General features: G+C 63.0%; 19 protein-coding genes and 2 pseudogenes. 10 read left to right on the top strand and 11 right to left on the bottom strand.

Annotated elements, in window-relative coordinates; genetic code table 11:
• A pseudogene (locus FS320_RS47870) lies at positions 1 to 111 on the top strand (IS5/IS1182 family transposase); the annotation flags it as partial.
• Positions 112 to 172: 61 nt separating this feature from the next.
• On the opposite strand, the gene FS320_RS14895 reads toward FS320_RS47870, so the two are convergent.
• Positions 173 to 496, bottom strand: coding sequence for a hypothetical protein (locus tag FS320_RS14895; protein ID WP_152712645.1), 324 nt, complete (start codon positions 494 to 496; stop codon positions 173 to 175).
• Between the two features lie 250 nt (positions 497 to 746).
• On the opposite strand from FS320_RS14895, the gene FS320_RS14890 reads away from it, so the two are divergent.
• Both FS320_RS14890 and FS320_RS14885 read left to right on the top strand, forming a co-directional pair.
• Positions 747 to 941: a hypothetical protein gene (locus FS320_RS14890; protein WP_152712644.1), complete on the top strand. Its 195-nt coding sequence runs from the start codon at positions 747 to 749 to the stop codon at positions 939 to 941.
• Positions 942 to 1103: 162 nt separating this feature from the next.
• Positions 1104 to 1511, top strand: coding sequence for a DoxX family protein (locus FS320_RS14885; protein ID WP_152712643.1), 408 nt, complete (start codon positions 1104 to 1106; stop codon positions 1509 to 1511).
• Between the two features lie 55 nt (positions 1512 to 1566).
• Here the strand turns inward: FS320_RS14885 and FS320_RS14880 are convergent, their stop codons facing one another.
• Entirely contained in the window at positions 1567 to 2265 is a 699-nt protein-coding gene (locus FS320_RS14880; RefSeq protein ID WP_152712642.1) for a hypothetical protein, read from the bottom strand.
• A gap of 203 nt (positions 2266 to 2468) precedes the next feature.
• Between FS320_RS14880 and FS320_RS14875 the strand changes: the two genes are divergently transcribed.
• Positions 2469 to 2732: a hypothetical protein gene (locus FS320_RS14875; RefSeq protein WP_244627150.1), complete on the top strand. Its 264-nt coding sequence runs from the start codon at positions 2469 to 2471 to the stop codon at positions 2730 to 2732.
• A 34-nt stretch (positions 2733 to 2766) separates the two neighbouring features.
• Here the strand turns inward: FS320_RS14875 and FS320_RS14870 are convergent, their stop codons facing one another.
• Together FS320_RS14870 and FS320_RS14865 are read right to left on the bottom strand one after the other, a co-directional pair.
• Entirely contained in the window at positions 2767 to 3966 is a 1200-nt protein-coding gene (locus FS320_RS14870; protein WP_152712647.1) for an RNA-guided endonuclease InsQ/TnpB family protein, read from the bottom strand.
• Positions 3967 to 4142: 176 nt separating this feature from the next.
• On the bottom strand, positions 4143 to 4751 hold the full coding sequence (locus FS320_RS14865) for a biotin transporter BioY (RefSeq protein ID WP_152712640.1): 609 nt from the start codon (positions 4749 to 4751) through the stop codon (positions 4143 to 4145).
• Between the two features lie 323 nt (positions 4752 to 5074).
• Here FS320_RS14865 and FS320_RS14860 point away from each other — a divergent pair, with 323 nt between their 5' ends.
• A complete protein-coding gene (locus FS320_RS14860) occupies positions 5075 to 5986 on the top strand; it encodes an MBL fold metallo-hydrolase (RefSeq protein WP_152712639.1) in 912 nt (303 codons plus the stop codon).
• Here the strand turns inward: FS320_RS14860 and FS320_RS14855 are convergent, their stop codons facing one another.
• The 3 genes and pseudogenes from FS320_RS14855 to FS320_RS14845 form a co-directional block, all read right to left on the bottom strand.
• Positions 5987 to 6766 (bottom strand): DUF1499 domain-containing protein, encoded by a 780-nt coding sequence (locus FS320_RS14855; protein WP_152712638.1) that lies wholly within the window; start codon positions 6764 to 6766, stop codon positions 5987 to 5989.
• Positions 6766 to 7845 (bottom strand): M48 family metallopeptidase, encoded by a 1080-nt coding sequence (locus FS320_RS14850; protein WP_162003008.1) that lies wholly within the window; start codon positions 7843 to 7845, stop codon positions 6766 to 6768. Before FS320_RS14850 ends, FS320_RS14855 begins: the two co-directional genes overlap by 1 nt.
• An 8-nt stretch (positions 7846 to 7853) precedes the next feature.
• A pseudogene (locus FS320_RS14845) lies at positions 7854 to 9019 on the bottom strand (YjgN family protein).
• Between the two features lie 251 nt (positions 9020 to 9270).
• On the opposite strand from FS320_RS14845, the gene FS320_RS14840 reads away from it, so the two are divergent.
• The 4 genes from FS320_RS14840 (at position 9271) to FS320_RS14825 (ending at position 11454) form a co-directional block, all read left to right on the top strand.
• Positions 9271 to 9753 (top strand): MarR family winged helix-turn-helix transcriptional regulator, encoded by a 483-nt coding sequence (locus FS320_RS14840; RefSeq protein WP_152712636.1) that lies wholly within the window; start codon positions 9271 to 9273, stop codon positions 9751 to 9753.
• 108 nt (positions 9754 to 9861) lie between these two features.
• Positions 9862 to 10608, top strand: coding sequence for a patatin-like phospholipase family protein (locus FS320_RS14835; RefSeq protein WP_244627149.1), 747 nt, complete (start codon positions 9862 to 9864; stop codon positions 10606 to 10608).
• 55 nt (positions 10609 to 10663) lie between these two features.
• Positions 10664 to 11134, top strand: a complete 471-nt coding sequence (locus FS320_RS14830) for a DoxX family protein (RefSeq protein ID WP_152712635.1) — start codon at positions 10664 to 10666, stop codon at positions 11132 to 11134.
• A gap of 131 nt (positions 11135 to 11265) precedes the next feature.
• Complete coding sequence (locus FS320_RS14825; RefSeq protein ID WP_152712634.1) at positions 11266 to 11454, top strand: hypothetical protein; 189 nt, start codon at positions 11266 to 11268, stop codon at positions 11452 to 11454.
• Positions 11455 to 11734: 280 nt separating this feature from the next.
• On the opposite strand, the gene FS320_RS14820 is transcribed toward FS320_RS14825, so the two are convergent.
• Both FS320_RS14820 and FS320_RS14815 read right to left on the bottom strand, forming a co-directional pair.
• Positions 11735 to 14986, bottom strand: coding sequence for a peroxidase family protein (locus FS320_RS14820; RefSeq protein ID WP_162003007.1), 3252 nt, complete (start codon positions 14984 to 14986; stop codon positions 11735 to 11737).
• Between the two features lie 699 nt (positions 14987 to 15685).
• Positions 15686 to 16273: a L,D-transpeptidase gene (locus FS320_RS14815; RefSeq protein ID WP_152712632.1), complete on the bottom strand. Its 588-nt coding sequence runs from the start codon at positions 16271 to 16273 to the stop codon at positions 15686 to 15688.
• A 183-nt stretch (positions 16274 to 16456) separates the two neighbouring features.
• Here FS320_RS14815 and FS320_RS14810 point away from each other — a divergent pair, with 183 nt between their 5' ends.
• On the top strand, positions 16457 to 17434 hold the full coding sequence (locus tag FS320_RS14810) for a histone deacetylase family protein (protein WP_152712631.1): 978 nt from the start codon (positions 16457 to 16459) through the stop codon (positions 17432 to 17434).
• A gap of 115 nt (positions 17435 to 17549) precedes the next feature.
• Here the strand turns inward: FS320_RS14810 and ribB are convergent, their stop codons facing one another.
• Together ribB and aroC are read right to left on the bottom strand one after the other, a co-directional pair.
• Positions 17550 to 18839, bottom strand: coding sequence for a 3,4-dihydroxy-2-butanone-4-phosphate synthase (ribB, locus tag FS320_RS14805; protein ID WP_152712630.1), 1290 nt, complete (start codon positions 18837 to 18839; stop codon positions 17550 to 17552).
• A 260-nt stretch (positions 18840 to 19099) separates the two neighbouring features.
• On the bottom strand, positions 19100 to 20215 hold the full coding sequence (gene aroC, locus FS320_RS14800; protein WP_152712629.1) for a chorismate synthase: 1116 nt from the start codon (positions 20213 to 20215) through the stop codon (positions 19100 to 19102).
• Positions 20216 to 20296 lie beyond the last annotated feature (81 nt).

Genomic DNA, 20296 nt, shown 5'->3' with positions numbered 1-20296 from the left:
AACCGGCGGCTCGCCAAGGACTACGAACGCTTGGTCGAGACCGGCGAGATGTTGCTCTATCTCGCCATGAGCCGCATCCTGCTGCGTCGCCTCACGCGAAAGGAAAGATAATTGCTCACCAGCCTCTAGGAGCCGATCGCGGTCGAGACTTCCCTCGGACAAGCATCGCGCTTCAATGCGTCGAGAAGCGCCCGTCTTCCTGATAAGTCTCATAATGGAGGGTCTGAGCCGGGATTGCCTCAAGCTGACGCGGAGCCTTGGGCCAGTCTGGCGGGTTCTCGCTGGTCTGAGGCATGTACCTGGGACGGAAGCGCAGATCGACGAGGCTACGCAACTCCGGCGCGGCCAGATCGAGCACATTTGCATCGCGCCAGCGACGGTGCAGCTTGGTCTTTCCGAACATTCGGCTCCAGAAGCCCGTCACCTCCTCCTCCACCTGCAGGACGATGCGGCCGGTGAAAGTTTTGCGAAGATTAAAACGTCCCGTCAGAGCCATTCGACTCTCCTCACCATTCGATCTCTTCAAAAAACGCAGAGCGCCACCGCTCCGGTTGCTGATCAATCCACCAACAAAACTTGGCTTGGCGCCTGAATGAATCCATTCCTGCTAGCCAATGCCTTTGCGGAGCAACGGTTCCGGCCCTTGGACTATCGACGGAATATCCCATCCGCGATGTGCGTTGGGTCACGCGCCCGTGCCACAGAGGGTTAAATAAGGCACTTTGCGCATCTGATCAGCGGAGGAGATGATCAAAAAAGTGGGAGGAGGACAGTATTTTGACGATTTGGAATGGGTTTTCACTACTCACCGGCAGCGATTTCAGGTCACCTCATGCATGGCGCGGCTTGGAGGTGAGATCGATGGTGACGAGCTGTCCGGTTTTCGGATCGAGGATGGTCATGAAAGCCTCGTGTTCTATTGGTGGCGGAGAAACGCCTGAGCCTTGCCGAGGATCAAACTGTGTTGGGAACGTAGTAAGCAATTCGTTACTGGAAGCTGCGCTTTGGGGGATGGGAAGATGCGAGCCGAACTTGTATCGGGTTTCGCTCATGAGCGGATCGGCCAAGCCAGCCGCTGAGTTTTCCAACCTGGAGACCCTTTGATGAACACCACTCAGCTTGAGACCGTTTGGGCACCGCGCCTTCTCAGCATCCTGCGCATCGTTGCCGCGCTCATCTTCATGGCGCATGGCACACAGAAGCTTCTCGGCTTCCCGGTCTCACCCAATCCTGGACCGGCAGCCTTCAGCCTCCCCTGGATCGCGGGTGTTCTCGAAATCGTGGGTGGAGCGCTTCTCGTCCCCGGCTTGTTCGTGCGCCCGGTCGCCTTCGTTCTCTCGGGCCTGATGGCTGCCGCCTATTGGATCGCCCATGCTCCGCGCAGCGTCTATCCCGTTCTGAACGGCGGCGATGCGGCCATTCTCTATTGCTTCGTCTTCCTGTTCATCGCAGCGGCCGGCGGCGGCGCATGGAGCCTGGATCGCTTTCTGCGCAACGGCCGCACTGCTTGATCGAGTGAAGTGAACACGTGGAAGGCGAGAGGCATCTCATGCCTCTCGCTCTTACCTATTCAGATCTCGTTCCTGTCGGGCGGCGAAGGCGCTCATCCTCCAGTTCGACGTGGAGCGTGTGATCGTCGGCATCCTCCTCGAGGGGAATCGGCATAAGATCCGTCGTCAGTCCGGTGGTGGTGGAAGCCGCCGCCCCGATGGGAGGCGCCGGGGCCTCATCCGCTGCCCTCGCCGCCGCCCTCTCCCTTTCGCTCGGCTCGATCTCGCCCTCGTCATCGAGGATCTTCACCACCCTGTCCATCTGCGCCTCGTCGACCTTCACGGTCACGAGCGCGCCGCCGCGGCGAACGCCTTCCGCGTAATTCTGCGCATCCTCATCGCTGAGACCGGCATCCGCTAGCGCTCCCGCGAGACCGCCCACGGCGGCACCGGCGCCGGCACCCACGAGGGTCGAGACGATCCATCCCGCTGCGATCACGGGTCCAAAGCCCGGAACGGCCACTGTGCCGAGCCCCGCCAGGAGCCCGGCTCCGGCCCCGGCGACCGTGCCGGCTGCAGCCGTTGCTCCAGCAAATTCGTGAGACGATCCCTCCTTGTCGAAGGAGCGTGTCGTGTGATGCGTATGAGCGTCGTTGAAGTTGTTGGAAACCAGGCTGATCTCGAAATTCGGAACATGAGCCGCCTCCAGCCGGGTCACCGCCCGCGCGGCTTCATCGTAGGTGTCGAAGAAGGCGGTGATCCTGCGTTCGGCCATGGGAGCTCTCCTGTTCGGATTGATCGCAGGGCTAATGAGCGGTTTGCCGGGTGAGTTCCCCCTCGCTTCTGGCGGGACGTTCGAGATGCGCGTCCATGCCGCCTTCCCGCTGTGGGCGTTTCTTGATACATTCCAATAAAAGGTGCCCGGAAAGGGTGATTTGGGGGCTTTCCATTATGCGACATATCCACTTAGATGACGGGTTGCGGCTGCGTTTTCCCGGCCGCAGTGAGGACTTCGATCAAGGCGTCGAGATCGGCATGATCGCCGTTCTGATGGACCAGGGACTGAGCGAGTTTTCCCGCTGGATCGCACGGTCGAACCTCAGTCAGGTCGAGGCCATTGCCAAACAGATGGGGTACCGCCTCGAGGAAGCTGGCGGCGATGAGGAATGGGTCGACATCACCTTCCTCTATGGCACAGCGAAGTCGAAGCCCAAGCTCAAGCTGGTACATTCAGTCGGGTGATGGCTTCCCGGCGTGAACGACGGGGCTTCGCGACTCACGCCGGAAGGATTTCTGCTTCACTGGCCGCAGCGGTCGCGTGGACAGTCTTACGCAGGCCTCGACAGACAGGGACGTGCCAACCGCCCGCCCTTAGCTCGACGATCCCAGCGCGCCTGATATTCAGCGCCGCGTTTTCGTCCCGGTCATGCTCCGTGCCGCAACCCTCGCAGGTCCAGCGGCGCTCCTTCAGATCAAGCTCCTCCTTGACCTGCAAGCAGCACGAGCAGGTCAAGGAGGATGCCGTCCACCAATCGATCTTCACCAAATGGTTGCCAATCCGTTCCGCCTTGTAGGTGAGCTTTGCGATCAGGCTGTACGACGCCGCGTCGGCAATGGCCTGGGCGAGATTCGGGTTCTTGAGCAAGTTCTTGACTGCCAGCGTCTCCACGCAGACCGCTTGGTTCTCGTCGGTCAGGCGTCTGGAGAGTTTGTGCTGGAAGTCGTGTCGTGCATGCACCAGGCGCTCGTGCGCCGCGGCGACCTTGAGCCGTGCCTCAGCCCGGTTTCTCGATCCCTTCTTCCTGCGTGAAACTGCCTTCTGCTTGCGCCGCAGGTTGTGCAGCGCCCGCTTCAAGAACCTCGGGTTCGGCGTCTCGCGGCCGTTGCTCTCGGTGGCGCGGTTGATCACTCCTACATCCACGCCGACGATCGCCTCCTCCGGCACGACCTGCGCTGGCTCGGGCTTCGTCTTGCCGTCCTCGAACAGCAGCGCGGCGAAGGACTTGCCCGTGGCCGACCTGGTGACCGTGATCGACTTGAGCGTGCCGGAGACGGGACGGTGGATCACCCCCTTGATCGGCCCGGCCATCTTCGGCAGCATGATCGAGTCCTCGAGCACTGCGATCTTCCCGGAGCAGTGGTAGGACTTCTGCTCGCCGTGCTTCCTCTTGAAGCGCGGGAACCTGGCACGCCCCTCGAAGAAGTTCCTGAACGCTTTATCGAGGTTGATGCAGGCCTGCTGCAGCGCCATGGCGTCGTAGTCGGCGAGCCAAGCATAGCGGCGTAACTTCTTGGCTACGGGGAGGAGCTTCTTGAGGTCGTGCATGGTGGAGAGCTTCTGGCTGTGGACCTTGTAGCAATGGCGCTTCACGGCCAGTGCCTTGTTGTACACGAAGCGCACGGCCCCGAACTGCCGGCCGAGAAACTCGGCCTGCTCGGGCGTCGGGTAGATGCGGACCTTTGTGGCGCAAAGCATTCCCGAGACATAGAACATTCCAGGAACAATGCCAAGCTTGCACTTCGCAGCCTTATCCCTCCTCGCCCTCAAGGGCGAGGGCTCCCGGCCGCTTGCTGATTGAACCTCGGTCTCGTCCTGGAAACGAAGAAGCCGCCCGAAGGCGGCTTCCGAAAGACTTGATCTTGAAGGCCGGATTAGGCCTTGCCGCCGCGGCGGGTCACGGACCAGGCCGCCTGCATCAGGGCCACGGCCAGCGCGGTCTTCACGAGGGTCGCTGCCACGAAAGGAGCGGCGCCTACGGTCCAGGCCTTCGCGAAGGGCACGACCAGGGACAGCTGAGCCAGGCCGAAGGCGAAGATCACGGCGTGGCCGATGCTCATCATGATGATGACGCGCAGGAGAGAACGGTCCCAGCCGCGCTCGGCCATGAAGCCCATCACGACGGCTGCGGCCAGGAAGCCGAGGAGGAAGCCACCGGTAGGACCCATCAGGTAGCCGATACCAGCGGTCGGGCCCGCGAAGACAGGCAGGCCCATGGCGCCCTCAAGCAGATAGAGAGCAACGGTCGCACCGCCGAGGCGCCAGCCGTAGGACGCGCCGATGAGGAGCACGACCAGGGTCTGCAACGTCATGGGAACGTAAGGCAGCGGCACCTGAACCTTGGCCGAAACGGTGAGAAGCGCCGTGCCGACGACCATCAGGACGAGGGCGCGAAGGGCAGCGAAGCGAGCATCGTCCCGGGACGGCCAGAGGAGGCCGACGAGGGTCGACGAAGAAGACAGCGAAGAGACGCCGGTCGCCATGAATTGAATCTCCAGATCGTTCCGCCATCGCGCGGCGGCTCATGAAGCCTTATAGGGAGGTCCAGCCCGTGCCTCAAGCTGCGGATTCAGGCATTTCCGGGTGCTGTGGACACCCATTAGTCCAACATTCCGGAGAGAGATAAGAACCTTGCGGCTGGGTTGAGGTTCGCTGGTGCATCGCGCAGAAAGGTGGAACCGGTTTTCCGCGCGACGCGCCATCGCAGAGCATAAGCGCCGGACAGATCCAAAAGTGGACTCCACTTTTGAGTCTTATGCTCTAGGAAGCGCCAGATGCTTCCCGCCGCATCCCTGAGGATTCCCGCATGGCCGACGATCTCACCTTCGACATCCGCCCTCCTGCCCGGTCAGGAGAATGCGTGCGAGTGAGCCCTCTCGTCCGCCGGATCGTCGCCAACAACCCGGGACCGATCACGTTTACGGGCACCTGCAGCTATATTGTCGGCTCAGGGAGCGTCGCCATCATCGATCCGGGGCCTGACGTGCCCGGTCATGTCGAGACGCTTCTCGACGCGCTGCGGGGCGAGACGGTGACCCATATCCTCGTCACCCACACCCACAAGGACCACTCGCCCGCCGCCCGCGCCATGAAGGCTGCCACGGGAGCCGAGATCGTCGGCTGTGCGCCCCATCATAGCGCCCGGCCTCTGTTCTCCGGCGAGATCAACTCGCTTGAGGCCAGTTCCGACAAGGATTATGCGCCCGACCGGGAGCTGCGCGAGGGCGATGCCGTCCAAGGACTCGGGTGGACCCTGGAGGCGCTCGCCACACCCGGACACATGGCCAACCACCTCGCTTTTGTGCTGCCCGAGGAGAAGGCATTGTTCTCGGGCGATCACGTGATGGCCTGGTCCACGACCGTCGTCGCGCCACCCGACGGATCGATGAGCGCCTTCATGGATTCCCTCGACAAGCTGAGGGGGCGCGGGGAGACCCTCTATTGGCCCGGTCACGGCGGCCCGGTGCAGGAGCCCCAGCGTTTCGTGCGGGCCCTCATCCATCATCGACGCCAGCGCGAGGCCTCGATCCTCAACCGCCTGAGGGCCGGCGACCGGACGATCCCCGAGATCGTGGCCGCGATCTATCAGGGCCTGAATCCGGCCCTGGTCGGAGCCGCGGGGCTCTCGGTCTTCGCGCATCTGGAGGATCTGGTCGCCAAGGGACAGGCTGCCGTCGACGGCCTCCCGGCCCTGAACAGCGAATACCGGTTGGCTTGATCAGCGCACCGCGACCGCTAGGTTCGAGGCTTCCTCGAGGAAGTCGCGGATATGCCCCGCATTGGTGCCCAGATCATGGCTGCCGAAGCGGGAGGCCGAGCGGATGTCGATGCGCGTGCCGTCGGCGCGCGGGCGGACCCGCACCGTGATGTCGCTCGGCATCTTGAGCAGGCGCGAACGGTCGACCGCCTCCAAGCGCCCCAGGCCGACGCGCCCGCCGGGCGGGACGGCCTCGATCACCTGCCAGCCGAGATTCTGGGCCGCCTTCTGCACGATGGCGAAGGCTTCATCCGGACCGATATCGAGGGTGAGCGGCGCGATCTGCACATAGGAGGCCCGCTGCATCTCGCGCGCCTCCCACGGGACATCCGGGGGGACGCGGCCGTCACGGGCCTGGAGTGCGGCTCGGGAGCGGGAAAAGGCCGGTGGGTCGTCCGTGTCGGTGCTGATATCGGCGATCGGCGGCAGGGTCGCGGCCTTGAGCGCCATGAAGCCCGGATAGGCGAGAACGAGGGCTGCGAGGAGAAGCCCCCTGATGGCGCTTCCCAGCCCCTGACGCCCCTCTTGCCAGATGCGGATGAAGCCGAGAAAGGACATGGCCACGGCCAGGAGTGCGATGGCGATGCCCGCGCCGAGCGCGATGAAGCCTGCTTGATAATCGATCCGGTTGAAGCGGATCAGCAGCACCGCGAACACGGTCACGACGAGCGCAAACCATGCCAGCGTGGGAGACCACTTCGCCGGGCGGGAGACCGGTTCTTCGATGATGAGACGGCGCATCAGGTCGTCTTACAAATCTCTTTGAGCGCGCGCCACTCCTCTTGGCTAAGAAGCGGCTCGCCTTGGTGGGGCAGCACCTGTTTTTCCAAAGCTTTCAGCCGTTGGTCGGTGACCGGGTGGGTGGACAGAAAAGCCGGGATCGCAAAATCGTTCCCATCGGTCGTCCTATCGCCCTCGATCCGCTGGAGCAGCAGGGCCATCGCATAGGCCGGACGCCCCAGAGCCGCCATGGTCCGCCCGGCGAAATCATCCGCAGCCGCTTCCGCCTCGCGCGAATGGGCACTGTCGATGAGATAGCGGCTGACCAGGACGATGGCACCTCCGCCCGTCACATCGCCCAGCAGCAATCCGAGAAAATAGGATGTGCCGCCGGCCTGGATCATCTTGCGGAGCCCGTCGCGATGAGCGACATGACCCATTTCATGGGCCAGCACGCCGGCGACCTCATCGACGGATTCCGCCTTGTCCAGAAGAGCCTTGAACAGATAGATCCGCCCGCCCGGCAGAGCGATGGCGTTCGGAACCTTCGATTCCAGAACCGCGACATCGACATCCACCTGCGGATTTTGCGCTTTCTGCAGGCGCGCCGTGAGCACCTTCAATGCCGAGAGGCCGCGAGGCTCCTCACAGATCTTCCCGCTGAAGATCGTCCTCACCTGGTTGTCGACGGCCGTGCCGAGCCGGCGCTCGTAGGAGAATGGAATGAGTGGCGTCAGCCGCTCGGCCAGGATGGGAAGCAGCAGGAAGACGCAGAGAAGAATCGACACGGTCGCCGCAGCAGACCAGAACAGGATCCGCCCTGTCCGTTCGCGCCGATCGGAGTCATCGAGATGCCGACAACTCAGGCGGATGGCTGCTTGGAGCTCCGCATCGGTGACATCAAGTCGTGCAAGGGAGCATGCGCCGCTGCGCGTGAGCCGCAGGACGCCATTGGGCGCTTCCCGCTGTCTCACCTCCGCGACAGCCCAGGAGGCGATCCACTCGCGGCCCTCGTGAATGTCGATGGCGGACGCGGCAACGTTCAGGGAGACCGTTCTTCGGCGGGCGCTTTCGCCGTCATAGAACACCGCATCCGCCATGACCGACCTCATATGCCGACATTGAAATCGAGAGCGTCGGCCAGTCCTTCTCCCAGAACGCCGGCCGGTTCGCCAGCCGCCACTGCCGCATCGATCGACTGCAGATTGGTGATCGCCGTTGAAGTCACGATAGCAGCCCACAGGCCCCGCCCGAGGAAATAGCGCTGGAGGACGCCGAGGCCGAGCAAGGCGATGAGATAGCCGATGGCTACCAAAACGCCGGCGCTCACCGAAGCCCAGGAAAAGCCCTCAGCTGCCGTCATCACCCCATTGAAGGCAGTGGCGAACAGAAAGCCCAGCAATCCGGCCACGAGGCCGAAGGCCACCAGGAAGCCGAGAGATGAGAAGATCAGCTTGAAGAACAAGCCGTAAAAGGTGCCGGCTCGGAAGCCGCTTGCCACAGTGACATCGCCGAAGCGCAAGCCGTCGATATGCCAGCGGGTGAAGATCGCCATGGCTAGGGGCACGAGGACCAAGCCGATCAGGATCAGCAGGAAGGGAATGACCTGCAACGCCCTCTCGCCTCTTCCGACTGAAAGTTTGCTGAGGACAAAGGCAAGCAACGCGAAGCAGACCAGGCCGATGAGGCCAAGCGCCCAGACCCACCAACCGCGCTTGAAAAGAGACCAACCCGTCCCGCCAAAATCGCCCTGGACGCTGCCGAAGTATGTGTTGCGCATTCTGTAGCGTTCGAGCGAGGCCATCGCCCATGGCAGCGCGAGACCGAGGGTGAGAACCGTTGAGAGATCCCACAGGACGGCCCTGAAGGCATAGGGCCAGCCCGATCCCTTCATCCAGAACCGTATGCCTCGAAACACCGTCCGGCTCGCGCGGTACTTGCGGGCGCGATAACTGCCGAAATGAGCAAGCACGTACATGATGACGACGAGCGGCACGCTGGCGAACGCATATTGCTCCTCGAGAATGACGCCGAGAATGGCGTACGCAACATAGAGCGGCACCAGAACAGCCAGAGCGACGAGGAAACCAATGAGCAGTTCCTTGGCCGTGCGGTATACTCGAACGCCTCACCCTCGATCTGAGTATTGGCCCACAGGTGGCGACGCAACTTGGTGATCAGCCAGAAGCGATAAAACCCGAATGTCGGAATCTGGAAAAGACTTCCAGTGATCAGAAGCCTCAGGAATTCTCGGCCCGGTCCTGAGAAGGACATGGGTGAGCTTTGCGATGCGGGAAGCGTTCCGTCGGCATGGAGAGAGGCGGTCATTTCAAACCTTCAGCGGCATAGTGCCCCATCCTTACCACGGAAGGTCAACAATAGAACATATCGCGCGGCCGGCTGCCCTGCGTTCAGGGATCCAATGCAATTTCTTGGTAAACACCCGCTACCCCTTTCCGAGAGGGGTGACGGATGGAATGGTTTCAATATAAACTATTGTCTCTATCAGGAGCCTCAAGCCTTTGATGCCGTCACCCGCCCCTGCTCCCGTCGAGACCGCCGATCCTCTGCGGATCTGGTTCCGCTTCATCCGGTTGAACCGCCGGGCGACCAACGCGGTCGCTGCGGAATTGAAAGAGTTGGGCCTGTCGATTCCGCAGTTCGATCTGCTCTCCACCCTCACGGAGTGCGAGGGCATGAGCCAGCAGGAACTGGCGGGGCGCCTTTACGTGACCAAGGGCAATGTCTCGGGGCTTCTCGACCGCATGGTCGAAGCCGAGCTCGTCGAGCGGCGTTCGATCCCCGGGGACCGGCGCTCCAATGCCTTGTACCTGACCTCGAAGGGTCGCGATCTGGCCAACCGCGGAATCGCCGCGCAGCGTGCCTATGTCATGCGCACGCTCGGAACCCTCCCGGCTCAGGATCTGGCCGATCTGGAGCGCATCGTTCTGGCCTGGCGGGATCGGGCGCGGGCCGAGGAAGACGCTCCTTCCCCCAAGCAGCGATAGAACCATCGATGTTCGACGCAGTCGCTTTCGCGGGCGGCGGCAACCGCTGCTATTGGCAGGGCGGCTTCTGGGAAGCCGCGGCCCCGCTGCTCGGCCTGCAGCCCCGCCATGGTCGTCGGCGTGAGCGCGGGCGCCTGGTCCGCCTGCTACAGCCTCCTTGGGCTTGGACGACGCGTCAACGAGATGGTGGCGGAAGGCTGCAGCCTCGGGCGACGCAATTTCGAGTGGCGCGCTTGGCGCAGCGAAGGCTCGCCCTGGCCGGTCTCGCTTATGTATCGCAGTCTGATCGCAGCGATCATCGACGAGAATGCCCTGGAGCGCCTGAAGCAGGGTCCGAGCATCCTGATCGGACTGGCCCGCAAGCCGCGTCGCCTGCCCCTCTCGCTCGCCGTTCCGCTGGGCCTTGCGACATATCAGATCGAGAAGAAATGGCGCTCTCCGGTTCATCCGCGCGGCGGGCGCGCCCTCGGGTTTCGTCCGGAATTCATCCGGGTGCAGGATCTGGCCTCGCCCGCGGAATTGTCGGCTGCCCTGATGGCGAGCGCCAGCGTGCCGCCCTTCATGCCGGTCGGCCTCATCGGTGGCATGGTGGCGCTCGACGGCGGGCTCGTCGACAACGTGCCGACGGAGCCTCTCCTCCCGATCGAGGAGCAGGGCGGCAAAACCCTGGTTATTCTCTCGCGCCTCTATCGCGCGTTTCCGGACGTGAAGGGCCGCACCTACATCCAGCCATCCGAGCCCGTTCCCATCGGGCAATTCGACATCACCAATCCGGCCGGCATCCGCAAAGCCTACGAGATGGGAATGAAGGATGGCGAGGCTTTCGCAAAATGTGCGGGTGCGCACAGCTTGTAAGAAAGCTTGGCCCTAGAAGGCATCCCTGTCCTAACGTCAACGAGGGGTAGCCGCCATGACGCCACGCTGGATCGACGCATTGCTCTCGAGCCGGGGAACGGAAATCGTCGCCCGGATTCTGCTCACCTTCCCGTTCTGGGCCAGCGGGCTGATCAAGCTGCTCGATTTCCCGGGCGGCGTGGCGGAGATGCGTCAGTTCGGCCTGGAGCCGGCTTGGCTGTTCAACAGCCTTACAATCTTTGTCCAGCTGACCGGGTCCGCCCTCATCGTCGCGAAGCGCTGGACCTGGCTCGGCGCCGGAGCACTCGGAGTGTTCACCTTCCTCACGATCCTGATCGTCCACGCCTTCTGGCGCCTCGAGGGCGAACGGGCGATCACCGCGCTTCATACGGCGGGCGAGCACGGGGGCATGATCGGCGCCCTTGTCCTGGTCTCGATCCTGGCTCTGCGCCCGAGCCTCACAGCTTGGTCCACCAAGAATGCTGAACAACCGACCGCAGCCTCGGCGGGAATGTTGCAGCGTTAAGCATTGGTTCACCTTGAGTGGTTCGTTTGCAGCCAAGCCAGCACAAGATCACAGGTCTGCCCCAAAGCAGTCACAGGCAGCCGGATCATAAGGGCAGGTTGCAATGACAGCCTGATTTTCAGAGAGGATTCATGACCCAGCACGCTCCAGACCGCGATATCCGACCGGGCGAACAGAACGCTGCCCGCTCCATCCCGGCTTTCAAGGCCGTCGCCTTGCCCGCCCTCGCCGCAGCCGTTCGGGCCGCCAAGCTGCAGCAGAGCCGCCCCAAGATCTCCGACCTTCCCGCGTTCCTGCGCAAGGAAGCCGTGCTGGGCTAGAACCGTTCTCTTTTCATTGAATCGTCGCTCCGCCTTCCCGTGCCGCATCTGCTCCGAGATCGGAAACCTCGGTTCCGCCTGCGGCTGTCGGCATGACGACCGCACCGTCATGGCCGGCCTTGTGCCGGCCATCTCGATTGTATGAAGAGCAGCACCTTTCCCTTCGGGATCACCGGCACAAGGCCGGTGATGACGGAAGAGGGTTGGAGCAAAGTGGAACCCCTCCTATCGGCGTAACGTCAGTTCCGGCGCTATCCTTCCGCAACGCCAGAGATTCCGATCAGGCCAGAATGACATCGCCCTGCCCGAACGACAGTGGGTGCGGGCTGGGGTTCGAGTGCAATGGATCCGAAACAAGGGCTTTACCGCTCGCCGCGCCTGCAATCGGCTGCGCATCCGTCGACGCATCGCCGACCTCTGCAAAATCGGCCGCGGGGTCGTGCGTTGCGGAATTTGCGGTCGACGGCTCCCTCAAACTCAATCCACCATCGACGAGAATCGACCGGTCGGAGAACTGCAGTCTCTCGATGTTCAGGAGCGTATCGGTCCCGTTCTTCCCCACCTTGTCGGTGACGGTCAACGTGCCGTCGGCATTGTGCGTGATCGTGTAGTTGCACAAGCGGCCGGAGAAGGCGGCCGTGTCGGTATCCGCAAGCGGTGCGCCGAAGGGGTTGCCGTTGTCGCCGACCAGATGATCGTTACCTTCACCACCCTTGATCCAGTCGTCGCCTTCGTTTCCGAGCAGGTCGTCGTCGCCGCTGTCGCCGTCGATCCGGTCGTTGTCGAGACCTCCGAAGACCTCGTCGTCGCCGTCACCGGCCCGGACGTGATCCCGTCCCTCGAGGCCGACGAGCAGGTCGGCTCCACGCCCTCCTTCCATGCTGTCGTTGCCGCCCGCACCCCTCAAGAAATCGTCGCCGTCCTCGCCCGACATCCGGTCGTCGCCATCGCCGCCGATGAGCGCGTCGTCCCCGACACCTGAGACGAGCACATCATCGCCGCCGTCGCCCCAGAGCGTGTCATCCCCGGCACCGGATCGGATCTGGTCGTCCCGCTCGGTTCCGCCCATGACCACATGGGCCGTGCCGTCATAGGACACCCAACCGGCGCTTCGGACGACCTTGCCTGAACCGCCCGCTGGATCGGTCGATGGATCACCGGCCTCGATCGTGTCGGCGGGCACCGAGAACACATCGAAGGGAAGATGCTTCGCGCCGGTGTTTCGCATCACCAGTTCGGAAAAGGACGTTCCTTCGAGCTGCGTCAGGAAGTTGGTGCCTTCCAAGCGCGACAGGTAATAGAAGCGGTCCCCGCTCTGCAGGCTCTCCATCTGCGTCTCGAAGACGAAGTTGAACGTCGAACCGAGAAGGCCGCCGGATGCCAGAGGTTTCTCGGCCAGACCGCCGATCCACAGGTCGATGTCGTCGAGGCCGGTCTCGCGTGCTGCGAAGTCTCCGGTGCCATTCAGGAAGTCGGTGTCCGGAGCGGCGCTCTCGTTCTCCGGCGTGTCCGGGTCGTCGTCGCGCCCCTCGACGATCGCGGTGGCGGCGGCACGCTTCTCCGCTGTCATCGTGGCCGCGTCGAGGAGAGGATGAATGCCGTAGGCCGCGATGAAGTTGATCAGCGACTCGGGATGACGGATGTTGCCGCCGAACTCCGCCCAGTTTTCATAAGGCTTGAGATCGGCGTCTCCGGTTCCGTCGAAGAATTGCTCGCGCACCTTGTTGAGAGGGGGAACGCCCGTGTCTCGCCCGCGCGCGAGATTGAGGGCGGCGAGATCGAGCGGCAATCCAAGGACGTTATTGCGCAGGGCACCGGTCACGAATTCATCGATTTCGTTGCCGGCCTGATGGGTCGCGCCGCGGACGATTTCCGCCGCCGCTGCGCCGGACACCCCTCGCTGCGCATAGGCCACTGGATTCAGGAATGCGCTCACAAGGCTCAATTGCTGGTCGCCCACCGTGGTGGGATCCGCATCCACGAGGTTGCCGTCCGCATCGATGCGGTCGACGGTCTCCCGCAGCAGGGAATGCCCGAAGCGATAGACCGTGTGCGCGAACTCCGCCGTGATGGCAGGATCGATGGTGACGTCGTATGCTTCGAACGCGTCGATATTGGGCTGGATGCGCCGCGCGAAATTCTCGAACACCAGGTGCTGATACTGCATCTCGGCGCCGAAGCGCGCGGCCTGGAACAGCCTCTCGCCGTTCCATTCGCGTGCCTGAATACCGTCGGCCAGATCCGCTCCCGGACGCAGCCACTGGCGCACGAAATCGGGATCGGCGGGAATTTCGGCGCGGATCAGATCCTTCATTTGATCGAGAAGCCGGTTGTGCTCGGCGTGAAAGACGTGATGGACCGCCGTCAGGCCGATATCCTCGTTGCCGCGCCCGTCACCCGTGATGAAATGCGCATCGAGAAGCTCGTTGTCGTAATTGCCGCTCGTATCCGATCCGTCGAGATTTGCGAGACTGACCTCGATATCGCCATCGGCAACCTTGCCGGTCGGGACGGCATCGTGCGCGATGTCATCGAGAAAGGCGTGGCCCGTATGAGCGGCGCCAGTCGTGCTTGCGGGAGCCGATGGATTGCCGTCGACGAGACCATCGTCATCCGTGCCTGCAAGTCCGTCCGGACCCGGCAGGACAAGCTGAGCGAAGCCGTTCGGGCCGCGAATGAACTGGCCATACTCGTCCGTCGCGAGCAACGGGATGTTGGTCACGTCCTCGTCGGTGAGCATGATGCCGAGCATGGTTCTGGCCTGGGCCTTGATATCGCCCCAGGTCGGGAGGCCGCCGCCGGCATGATCGAGCAGGGCCCCGGTGGCGACGGGCTTGCCGCCGGCATCGAGCGCGTATTCGCGCAGGAACACCTGATGCGAAGGATGTGACGTGTAGGTCTGGTTCTGGTCGATGAACGGCGTCGTCTGATTCATGTGCTCGTGGATGTCGTCGTCCGTTCCGACGATTCCATCAGGCCCCGGCTGGTTGGTCGCCCGTGTCAGCACCATGAAGTTTTCATGGCTGCCGGCCACGTAGAGCGGATCGTCCGGCTGCAACGGAATGATCACCGATCCGTTCTTGCCCTTGTTGACGAGATCGAGCCCATGATCGAAGAACTGGCCGAACAGGGTGAACCATTGATTGAACGGCGCAGCATCGGCATCGGGCGCCACGTTCACGATCAGACCGCCTCCGTTCCCGTCGGCCGCGCGTGCAGCGGGATTGATTTCCCCGTTCTGATCCACGATCAGGTTGCTGATGATGCGCGGCTGCGGATCCGTCACGGTCGAATCGTTCAGAACCTGTTCGTAGGTCGTCCCGCTCTCGGCCGCGCGGAATTCAGGATCGGTCAGGCGAGGAAAAACATGATCTGCAGCGCCGTAGCCGTATTGGCCCGACACCATGCTGTTGCCGGTGCCGTCGACGGTTCGAAGTCCGAACGGCAGGGACGGATCAGCGATCGGCGTGTGCGTCTCGCTCTGGAGAATCTGCGAGAGAATGAAGTCGAGATCGGACCGAATGAGCAACATGACATGTCTCCTCTGAATTGGTCCGGCGGGACGGAGGAGTAGGGTCATAATTTGTGGCGAGCATAAGTTAAAAGCTTGCTAAAAATAATGTATATCTCAGTAAATTACTTATGCTTGGCCCTATTCGTGCATACTTTATGCAATTTACACCATACCTATCGCAAATAACATAGATTTTGATTCAAGTAATATTTTATGCTTACTCTTAATACCTGATGGAATAGTGACAGCGAAGCACGGAGTGCACCGGTCGAAGCAAAGCTCCAACAAGATCGAAGGCTTGAGGCTTCAGCTTTGGATATAAGATAATTCAGCTTTACGGGCGGGCAGGTTAACCCCCCGGTGGGAGAAATGAGCCCATGCCTGCCAACTCAACCGATGAAGTGGGATTTAGCTCAATAAAAGGCGCCGCATGGTCAAGCTGGACACATGGCCGGCTTCCGGGTCCAAGCAATGTCTTGCTCATCTCCAGTATTTCACCCGAGATCGCGCGGCATCACACGCAAAAGATCAGCAAAGGCTTCCGAGCGCCAGATATCCGCATCCCGCTCGACATGAGAACAGCTAAGCCGGCTGGCCGCGAATCTAGCGAAGCGTGATTGAAAAAGGTTTCTCGATTTCCCCGCCGACCGATGCGCCGCCTGAATGGGGTGCATCGGGTGCGGATCAAAAGCGCGTCTCGCGTGTGGGCTCGATGCTCTAGCGGACGATGACCTTCGTGTTCAGGGACACGCGGTTATAGAGGTCGACGACGTCGATGTTGCGCATCCGGATGCAGCCCGAGGACACCGCATGGCCGATCTTCTCCGGCTCGTTCGTGCCGTGGATGCGATAGAGCGTGTCCTTGTTGCCCTCGTAGAGGTAGAGCGCGCGCGCGCCGAGCGGGTTGTCAGGGCCGCCCTTCGTGTATTGGACATGCGGCCAGCGGGCCTTCATCTCGGCCGGAGGATTCCAATCCGGCCATTCCGCCTTGCGGGCGATGGTGGCCGTGCCGGTCCAGCCATAGGCCTCGTCGCCGACGGCGACGCCGTAGCGGATCGCCTTCTTGTTGGCCTGAACGTAGTAGAGCTGGCGCTCCTTGGTATCGACCACGATGGTGCCCGGCGCCTCACCGGTGGGATCATCGATCAGGTAGCGGCCGAAGCGTGGATCGTCCTCGGCCTTCGGGACTTGCGCCATCCACTCGGTATCACGGGCCGAGACCTGGGGATCCGGGACGCCTTTGAAGTTGCATCCGGCCAGAGCCATGATCATTGCCAAAAGAAGGGGCAGACGGGAAAGGCGCATCGTGTAAAGCTCTGCAAACTCAGCGTGGGTCGCGACAAAATTTCGTTTCAGGCCGTGACGTCGTTAAGTCGAATCGAAACACACCATGGCACGGCTCCGCATTGGAAAGTGTTGCATCGCAACAACATAGACAGCCGCTCGTGACGCTGCGACACTCGCGGCAATCCTCATTCAAGAACGCACATGTCCACGCTCTACATCGCCCATCCGGCCAGCCTCGACCACCAGACGCCGATTGGTCATCCCGAACGGCCCGACCGCATCCGCGCCATCGAGCGCGCCCTGGAGAAGGAGCGGTTCACTTCGCTCATCCGCGAGCAGGCGCCGATGGCCGAGATGGAGAGCCTAGCCTTCGCCCATCCGGAAGACTACATCGTCCGTCTCCGGGACATCAGCCCCCGAGAAGGGTTAGTCAGGATTGACGACGATACGGTGATGTCGCCGGGCACCTACGAGGCGGCCCTGCGCGGCGCCGGCGGCGCGGTGCTGGCGGTGGACGAGGTCATGTCCGGCCGGGCGGCCAACGCCTTCGTGGCCATGCGCCCTCCGGGGCACCACGCCGAACGCATCCGGGCCATGGGATTCTGCTTCTTCAACAACGCAGCCATCGCCGCGCGTCATGCCCAGAAGCGTCACGGCGCCGAGCGGGTCGCGATCTTCGACTGGGACGTCCACCACGGCAACGGCACGCAGGACATCTTCTGGTCGGATCAGAGCGTGCTCTATTGCTCGACCCACGAAGCTCCCTTGTATCCGGGGACCGGCGCCCTCTCCGAGACCGGCGAGCACGGCACCATCGTCAACGCGCCCTTGAACGCGGGCGACGGCAGCGAGGCGTTCCGGGACGCTGTGGACAACGTGATCCTGCCGCGCATCGATGCCTTCGCGCCGGATCTGATCGTCATCTCGGCGGGCTTCGACGCCCATTGGCGCGATCCGCTCGCCAGCCTGAACCTCACGGAATCCGATTTCGCCTGGGCGACGCAGAAGCTGATGGATCTCGCCGAGCGTCATTGCGGCCGGCGGATCGTCTCCGTTCTCGAAGGCGGCTACGACCTCGAAGGCCTAGCGAGATCGACCGCCTTCCATCTCGACGCGCTGATGGGTCGTGAGACGGGGCTTAAAGCACATTCTCGCATATTATACCGTCCCGCGTCATAGCCGGCCTTGTGCCGGCCATCCCGATGCGAGGAGCGCTGCGCCTTTTAAAACGGGATCACCTGCACAAGGCCGGTGATGACGCGAGGAGTTTTCACGCGGCCTGGACAGGCGCGCCTCAACACTCGATCGGTTCGTCCCCCAGCAGCTCGATGCCGAAGCCGCTCAGGCCCACATAGGAACGGCTCGACGTCGCGAGGTTGCGGATCGACGCGACGCCGAGATCCCGCAGGATCTGCGCGCCGAGGCCGATCTCGCGCCACTGGCTGGAGCGCATCGCTTCCGATCCCGTGTCCTCGCTGTCCGAGAAGGACGTGGTCGGCACGCCGGCGGTGCCGTCGCGCAGATAGACGAGAACGCCCCTGCCCTCCTTGACGAAGAGCTGGAGAGCCGCGTTCACCGTCTTGCCGCCCTCGAACACGTCGGTGAGCGCATTGGCGCGGTGCAGGCGCACCGGAATGTTCGAACCGTCGCCGATGCGGCCATGGACGAGCGCGATATGCTGCACGCTGTCGAAGGGCGTCGAGTAGGCATAGCCCGTGAACGGACCCCACTGGGTCTCCACCGGGAACGTGCCGATCCGCTCGACGAGCTTTTCCCGCGCCTGACGGTAGGCGATCAGATCGGCGACCGAGATGCGTTTGAGATTGTGCGTCTCCGCGAAGGCATCGATCTGCCGGCCCTTCATCACCGTGCCGTCGTCATTGGCGAGTTCGCAGATCACGCCGACCGGCGGCAGGTTCGCGAGCTTGCACAAGTCGACCGCCGCCTCCGTGTGGCCGGAGCGCATGAGCACGCCGCCGTCCTTGGCGATGAGCGGGAAGACATGGCCGGGGCGCACGAAATCGGCCGCGCCCATATTGTTGTTGGCGAGCGCCCGCACGGTGTTCGAGCGCTGCTCGGCGGAGATGCCCGTGGTCAGCCCGTGCCTCGCGTCCACCGTGACCGTGAACGCCGTGCCGAGCGGCGCGTCGTTTGCCTGCACCATAGGGTCGAGCCGCAGGCGGCGGGCCTCGGCGACGGTGAGCGGCGCGCAGACGATGCCGCAGGTGTTGCGGATGATGAAGGCCATCTTCTCGGGCGTGCAGAGGGAGGCGGCGACGATGAGATCGCCCTCGTTCTCGCGATCGTCATCATCGGTGACGATGACGATTTCACCACGGGCGAAAGCCTCGACGGCTTCGGTGACGGAATGGGGCATCAAGGCCTCCTTGGCGGATTCGGGCAGAAAATCGTTGGGCGTGACAGCCCCTCGGGTTTCACGGGCAATCAATTCGGCGGTATCACGGGAGAGCCAGGCCTGGTCGTAATTGCACAGCTGGGTGACGGCGCCAGGGGTGACGCCGATCCGCCGCGCGAACGCGACGCGCGACACACCGTTGCGGGATAACCAATCAGCCAGTCTCATACGGGAGGCTTAGCCGATGAAGAGATTTTAGTAAAACTAAAATCCGCAATCCGGGTTTTGCAAAATCGCTGCAGGGCTGAGGGCATCAGATCCAACTCCGTCGTCCTCACCGGCCTTGTGCCGGTGAACCCGATCGCTTGAAGCACCGCGCTCTTCCGATCGAGATGGCCGGCACAAGGCCGGCCATGACGTTCAGGTTGTGTCCACGCTCTTTCCTATTCCCTCAACCTGCAGACGAGGCTGGTAACGCCTGGATGATCTCAAGCCTCGAACGGCCAAGAGGCTCCCTGACCGACCTGGCCGCGATGGCGCAGGAGGTGATCCGCCAGAACGCAGGCCACCATGGCCTCGCCGACTGGAACCGCCCGGATGCCCACGCAGGGGTCGTGGCGCCCCTTGGTCCGAACCTCCGCCTCGGCGCCGGAGCGGGTGACGCTGGCCCTGGGGGTGAGGATCGAGGAGGTCGGCTTCACGGCAAAACGGCACACGACGGGCTGGCCCGTGGAGATGCCGCCGAGCACGCCGCCGGCATGGTTCGACAGGAACGTGGGTGCGCCCTGGTTGCCGGGGCGCATCTCGTCCGCATTCTCCTCGCCGCGGAGGGCCGCTGCCGCGAAGCCATCGCCGATCTCGACCCCCTTGACCGCATTGATCGACATTAGCGCCGAGGCGAGGTCGGAATCGAGCTTGCCGTAGATCGGAGCGCCGAGGCCGGCGGGCACGCCCTCCGCCACGATCTCCAGGACCGCCCCGATGGAGGAGCCGTCCTTGCGCAGTCCGTCGAGATAGTCCTCGTAGAACTGGGCCGCCTTCGCATCCGGGCAGAAGAACGGGTTGCGCGCCACCTCGTCCCAATCCCAGTTGCCGCGGTCGATGGCGTGCGGCCCCATCTGCACGAGGGCGCCGCGGATGGTGATTCCGGGGAGCACCTTGCGGGCAATGGCCCCGGCCGCCACGCGGGCCGCCGTCTCGCGGGCCGAGGAGCGGCCGCCGCCACGATAGTCGCGGATGCCGTATTTCACGTCGTAGGTGAAATCCGCGTGCCCCGGTCGGTAGGATTCCTTGATCTCCGAATAATCCTTGGAGCGCTGGTCCACGTTCTCGATCATCAGCGCGATCGGCGTGCCGGTCGTCACCTGCCGTCCCGTGCGCTCGTCCGTAAACACGCCGGAGAGGATCTTGACCTGATCCGGCTCCTGGCGCTGGGTGGTGAAGCGCGACTGGCCCGGACGGCGGCGGTCGAGCTCCGCCTGGATCTCGGACGCCTCGAGCGGGATCATGGGCGGGCACCCATCGACCACGCAGCCCAGGGCGGGTCCGTGGCTTTCGCCGAAAGTGGTGACGCGGAACAGGTGGCCGAAGGTGTTGTGGGACATGGCGCTTCTTCGATGTTCACGGCGTCTTAGAACCAAAGCGGCCGGGTGTCACGCGCGATGCCATCCACCTCCCTGCCGGCT

Source organism: Microvirga tunisiensis, assembly GCF_009296175.1.
Lineage (GTDB): Bacteria > Pseudomonadota > Alphaproteobacteria > Rhizobiales > Beijerinckiaceae > Microvirga > Microvirga tunisiensis.
This window is presented reverse-complemented; position numbering and strand designations above follow the sequence as displayed.

Coding starts and splice junctions, on each gene's coding strand:
- FS320_RS14830 (WP_152712635.1), top strand. CDS start 10,664: ATGACGCCACGCTGGATCGACGCATTGCTCTCGAGCCGGGGAACGGAA.
- FS320_RS14890 (WP_152712644.1), top strand. CDS start 747: ATGATCAAAAAAGTGGGAGGAGGACAGTATTTTGACGATTTGGAATGG.
- FS320_RS14825 (WP_152712634.1), top strand. CDS start 11,266: ATGACCCAGCACGCTCCAGACCGCGATATCCGACCGGGCGAACAGAAC.
- aroC (WP_152712629.1), bottom strand. CDS start 20,215: ATGTCCCACAACACCTTCGGCCACCTGTTCCGCGTCACCACTTTCGGC.
- FS320_RS14820 (WP_162003007.1), bottom strand. CDS start 14,986: ATGTTGCTCATTCGGTCCGATCTCGACTTCATTCTCTCGCAGATTCTC.
- FS320_RS14895 (WP_152712645.1), bottom strand. CDS start 496: ATGGCTCTGACGGGACGTTTTAATCTTCGCAAAACTTTCACCGGCCGC.
- FS320_RS14860 (WP_152712639.1), top strand. CDS start 5,075: ATGGCCGACGATCTCACCTTCGACATCCGCCCTCCTGCCCGGTCAGGA.
- FS320_RS14865 (WP_152712640.1), bottom strand. CDS start 4,751: ATGGCGACCGGCGTCTCTTCGCTGTCTTCTTCGTCGACCCTCGTCGGC.
- FS320_RS14880 (WP_152712642.1), bottom strand. CDS start 2,265: ATGGCCGAACGCAGGATCACCGCCTTCTTCGACACCTACGATGAAGCC.
- FS320_RS14870 (WP_152712647.1), bottom strand. CDS start 3,966: ATGCTTTGCGCCACAAAGGTCCGCATCTACCCGACGCCCGAGCAGGCC.
- FS320_RS14835 (WP_244627149.1), top strand. CDS start 9,862: ATGGTCGTCGGCGTGAGCGCGGGCGCCTGGTCCGCCTGCTACAGCCTC.
- ribB (WP_152712630.1), bottom strand. CDS start 18,839: ATGAGACTGGCTGATTGGTTATCCCGCAACGGTGTGTCGCGCGTCGCG.
- FS320_RS14815 (WP_152712632.1), bottom strand. CDS start 16,273: ATGCGCCTTTCCCGTCTGCCCCTTCTTTTGGCAATGATCATGGCTCTG.
- FS320_RS14810 (WP_152712631.1), top strand. CDS start 16,457: ATGTCCACGCTCTACATCGCCCATCCGGCCAGCCTCGACCACCAGACG.
- FS320_RS14840 (WP_152712636.1), top strand. CDS start 9,271: ATGCCGTCACCCGCCCCTGCTCCCGTCGAGACCGCCGATCCTCTGCGG.
- FS320_RS14850 (WP_162003008.1), bottom strand. CDS start 7,845: ATGGCGGATGCGGTGTTCTATGACGGCGAAAGCGCCCGCCGAAGAACG.
- FS320_RS14855 (WP_152712638.1), bottom strand. CDS start 6,766: ATGCGCCGTCTCATCATCGAAGAACCGGTCTCCCGCCCGGCGAAGTGG.
- FS320_RS14885 (WP_152712643.1), top strand. CDS start 1,104: ATGAACACCACTCAGCTTGAGACCGTTTGGGCACCGCGCCTTCTCAGC.